Origin of the sequence: Escherichia sp. Lx600-2 (assembly GCF_036662595.1) — a bacterium.
In the GTDB taxonomy this organism is placed as follows: Bacteria; Pseudomonadota; Gammaproteobacteria; order Enterobacterales; family Enterobacteriaceae; genus Escherichia; species Escherichia coli.
In genome coordinates this window covers 1-2,797 of the sequence record NZ_JAYQWM010000181.1, presented here as the reverse complement: position 1 = coordinate 2,797, position 2,797 = coordinate 1, and the positions used below count along the sequence as shown (strand labels likewise).

Genomic DNA, 2,797 nt, shown 5'->3' with positions numbered 1-2,797 from the left:
TGGAACGGGTGGGCATGGATTGCAGGCGCTGCCCTCTACTTGCTCTGCCTGCCGGCGCTGCGTCGCGGGCTTTGGAGCGGCGCAGGGCAACGAGCCGATCGCTGATCGTGGAAACGATAGGCCTATGCCATGCGGGTCAAGGCGACTTCCGGCAAGCTATACGCGCCCTAGGAGTGCGGTTGGAACGTTGGCCCAGCCAGATACTCCCGATCACGAGCAGGACGCCGATGATTTGAAGCGCACTCAGCGTCTGATCCAAGAACAACCATCCTAGCAACACGGCGGTCCCCGGGCTGAGAAAGCCCAGTAAGGAAACAACTGTAGGTTCGAGTCGCGAGATCCCCCGGAACCAAAGGAAGTAGGTTAAACCCGCTCCGATCAGGCCGAGCCACGCCAGGCCGAGAACATTGGTTCCTGTAGGCATCGGGATTGGCGGATCAAACACTAAAGCTACTGGAACGAGCAGAAGTCCTCCGGCCGCCAGTTGCCAGGCGGTAAAGGTGAGCAGAGGCACGGGAGGTTGCCACTTGCGGGTCAGCACGGTTCCGAACGCCATGGAAACCGCCCCCGCCAGGCCCGCTGCGACGCCGACAGGATCTAGCGCTGCGTTTGGTGTCAACACCAACAGCGCCACGCCCGCAGTTCCGCAAATAGCCCCCAGGACCGCCATCAATCGTATCGGGCTACCTAGCAGAGCGGCAGAGATGAACACGACCATCAGCGGCTGCACAGCGCCTACCGTCGCCGCGACCCCGCCCGGCAGGCGGTAGACCGAAATAAACAACAAGCTCCAGAATAGCGAAATATTAAGTGCGCCGAGGATGAAGATGCGCATCCACCAGATTCCCGTTGGAATCTGTCGGACGATCATCACGAGCAATAAACCCGCCGGCAACGCCCGCAGCATCGCGACCGTCATCGGTGAGAAGTTCGGCAGGTATTGGGTGGTGACAATGTAGGTGCTGCCCCAAATGGCAGGTGCTATCGCTGTGAACAATAAATCGGGCGTGCGTAATGACATGCGATTACAAGACCTCCGCTACGGCGATGGGTTTTTGAGAGTTGCAGGCGCCGCGATGACCGCACCCTGACTTGGACTGGCCCTGCCTCGCACCAATCCACCTGCGGCTATGGCCGCGATCATGCGAGGCCCGAAAATTACACGACCTGTACACGTCCGCCGAACCCGGAACGCAACAGAGCTTCGTGGGCATCCCGATCCGGGTCGTAGCAGCAGTCCTGGACCAAACGCACGTCGTAGTCCGCATCACTAGCCCAGGCGACGCTTGAAAGAACAACGCCGGTGGTGCTTATCCCGGCCATGACAAGCGTGCTTACGCCGCGCGTCCGAAGGTCGGCGTCGAGCGCCGTGCCATAAAAGACGCTGGCTCGCGGACATGCATAGAAAAGGTCGCCCCGTTCGATCGCAAGCCCTTCGACGGGCAGACCGGTGCGAAATCGTCCGCTCGGGAGATACGGTGAGATTTGGCGATTCGTCGCCGGCGGCGCATGTTCATACTCTTCGCCGAGCGAAAAGTTGGGGAACAGCACGGGCCGGCCGCGCAAGGCGTGCTGGCAGCCGTGCAGACCCTGCGTGAGATGAACGCCGACAACCTGCGCAAGGTGCCGGCCGATGCACCCACGGCCTTCATCAAGCCGCGCTGGAAGCCGCTGGTGATCACCCCGGAAGGCCTCGACCGGAAATTCTACGAAATCTGCGCCCTGTCCGAGCTGAAGAACGCCCTGCGCTCCGGCGACATCTGGGTCAAGGGCTCGCGGCAGTTCCGCGACTTCGACGACTACCTGCTGCCGGCCGAGAAGTTCGCCGCACTCAAGCGCGAGCAGGCCCTGCCCCTGGCGATCAACCCGAACAGCGACCAGTACCTGGAAGAGCGTTTGCAGCTGCTGGACGAGCAGTTGGCCACCGTCACCCGCCTGGCCAAGGACAACGAGCTGCCCGATGCCATCCTCACCGAGTCAGGGCTGAAAATCACCCCGCTGGATGCGGCGGTGCCGGATCGGGCGCAGGCGCTGATCGACCAAACCAGCCAGTTACTGCCGCGCATCAAGATCACCGAACTGCTGATGGACGTGGACGACTGGACGGGCTTCAGCCGCCACTTCACCCACTTGAAGGACGGGGCCGAGGCCAAAGACAGGACGTTGCTGCTGTCCGCAATCCTCGGTGATGCGATCAACCTCGGGCTGACCAAGATGGCCGAGTCGAGCCCCGGCCTGACCTACGCCAAGCTGTCCTGGCTGCAAGCCTGGCACATCCGCGACGAAACCTATTCGGCGGCCTTGGCCGAGCTGGTCAACCACCAGTATCGCCACGCCTTTGCCGCCCACTGGGGCGACGGCACGACCTCATCCTCCGATGGCCAGCGCTTCCGCGCGGGTGGCCGGGGCGAGAGCACCGGGCACGTCAACCCGAAGTACGGTAGCGAGCCGGGACGGCTGTTCTATACCCATATCTCCGACCAGTACGCGCCGTTCAGCACCCGCGTGGTGAATGTCGGCGTCCGCGATTCCACCTATGTGCTCGACGGCCTGCTGTACCACGAGTCCGACCTGCGGATCGAGGAGCACTACACCGACACGGCCGGCTTCACCGATCACGTCTTTGCCCTGATGCACCTGCTAGGCTTCCGCTTCGCGCCGCGCATCCGCGACCTCGGCGAAACCAAGCTGTACGTGCCGCAGGGCGTGCAAGCCTACCCGACGTTGCGCCCGCTGATCGGCGGCACCCTGAACATCAAGCACGTGCGTGCCCACTGGGACGACATCCTGCGCCTGG

The 2,797-nt window shown here is 62.8% G+C and carries 3 protein-coding genes and 1 pseudogene; 2 read left to right on the top strand and 2 right to left on the bottom strand.

What is annotated here, in order from left to right; translation table 11 throughout:
• Positions 1-105 (top strand): TCR/Tet family MFS transporter (locus OQV04_RS24070; RefSeq protein ID WP_136858590.1); only part of this gene is annotated, 105 nt, incomplete at its 5' end.
• A gap of 31 nt (positions 106-136) precedes the next feature.
• Here OQV04_RS24070 and OQV04_RS24065 read toward each other — a convergent pair.
• Together OQV04_RS24065 and OQV04_RS24060 are read right to left on the bottom strand one after the other, a co-directional pair.
• A complete protein-coding gene (locus OQV04_RS24065) occupies positions 137-1,021 on the bottom strand; it encodes a DMT family transporter (protein WP_000058717.1) in 885 nt (294 codons plus the stop codon).
• Positions 1,022-1,158: 137 nt separating this feature from the next.
• Positions 1,159-1,551: a cysteine hydrolase family protein gene (locus tag OQV04_RS24060; protein WP_001351729.1), complete on the bottom strand. Its 393-nt coding sequence runs from the start codon at positions 1,549-1,551 to the stop codon at positions 1,159-1,161.
• Positions 1,552-1,554: 3 nt separating this feature from the next.
• Here OQV04_RS24060 and OQV04_RS24055 point away from each other — a divergent pair.
• Positions 1,555-2,797 (top strand): annotated as a pseudogene (locus OQV04_RS24055) (Tn3-like element TnAs1 family transposase); the annotation flags it as partial.

Excerpts from the sequence above, each read along its gene's own strand:
- OQV04_RS24065 (WP_000058717.1), bottom strand. The coding sequence starts at position 1,021 with ATGTCATTACGCACGCCCGATTTATTGTTCACAGCGATAGCACCTGCC.